Origin of the sequence: Moorena sp. SIO4E2 (genome assembly GCF_010671945.1) — a bacterium.
Taxonomy (GTDB): domain Bacteria; phylum Cyanobacteriota; class Cyanobacteriia; order Cyanobacteriales; family Coleofasciculaceae; genus Moorena; species Moorena producens.
Genome location: NZ_JAAHIE010001374.1, coordinates 1 through 1,120, shown reverse-complemented (window position 1 = coordinate 1,120; position 1,120 = coordinate 1). Strand labels below are relative to the sequence as shown.

At 44.2% G+C, this 1,120-nt stretch carries 1 protein-coding gene; it reads right to left on the bottom strand.

Features of this window, described 5'->3' with window-relative positions:
* Positions 1 to 425 precede the first annotated feature (425 nt).
* Positions 426 to 1,120, bottom strand: a 695-nt coding sequence (locus F6K37_RS43785; protein ID WP_287257396.1) for a peptidoglycan-binding protein, incomplete at its 5' end; no start/stop codon positions are given.

Here is a 1,120-nt window from a genome sequence, read left to right as displayed (position 1 = left end):
TCAATGAATTCTATTTTTTCACTAATTCAACAGTTATTGATCAATTGGCTACTAATCTTAATAACTGGATCGGTAACCCTTAGTGCTCTAAGCTATGTGGGTGAGTTAATCAGCGCAATTTACCGGTAGATGTCCGGATCTCAGGCTCTCAACTGTTGGCACGAGTGCAAGCACAAGCAGAAGCGATCGCAAGCACTGGCTTCAGCTTAATAGTCGGTACCTTTAACTGGTTTGTAGACTTAATCCTAACTTTACTCATCTGATTTTAGCTCTCTTCTGTCATTCTAGGCAGAAGAGAGCTAATAAGTTCACAAATATAGCAGTCGAAGTAAAGATTAAGACATATTTCTGTTCCCTATTCCCTATTCCCTGTTCCCTTTAAACGAAAATACTATCTCGTCAACTATACTTCTGTTGCTATAACTTCACAATCCCAGAGCCGAGCGAGTTGCAGGTCCAACGATTCCATCTACTGTTAAATCCTTTAGCTTCTGGAATTCCTTAACAGCTTCCTTAGTAGCGGGACCAAAAACGCCATCTACTTCGACAGTAATAGTTGCTTTAACTAAAGCTTCCTGAAGTTCGCGAACATCATCACCTTCGAGATAAGGTTTAGTCAGGCTGAGTCTTCTCTCTGGAAGAGATTCGTTAGTTTTTCCAAAGCCAACTATGGGGGCTTGATTCAGTCGCGCTTCAGTATTTGGTCCGAAAATCCCATCTTCAGCAATGGGTTTGTCCGGATTATATTGGTTCCAGAGTCGCTGAAACGCTTTTATAGCAAGACGACCTAGGTCTCGTCTTGCTCTGCGCGTATAGTTAAAGTGAGGCTCGTCTCCAGGTCCAAACCACTTCCACCCTTCCCGCTCTAGATAGGGTCTCCAGCCTTGGTGGTCATTGATATCTATTGCTAAACCACGTTGGTGATCACTTTTACCAGGAGGGGCAACCAAACCAATACCACAGCGTCTAACTTTACCATGATTGAATAGCATGAGTTGCTGAGCAATAGTTCGGTAACCAGAATTTACCGAAAGGGTGCGACCACGAGCCTTAATTGCCCGTGCCAGGGACTGCTGAGCTGCTGCCTGAAGGAAAGGGTGAACTGCTGGACCATTAGCCA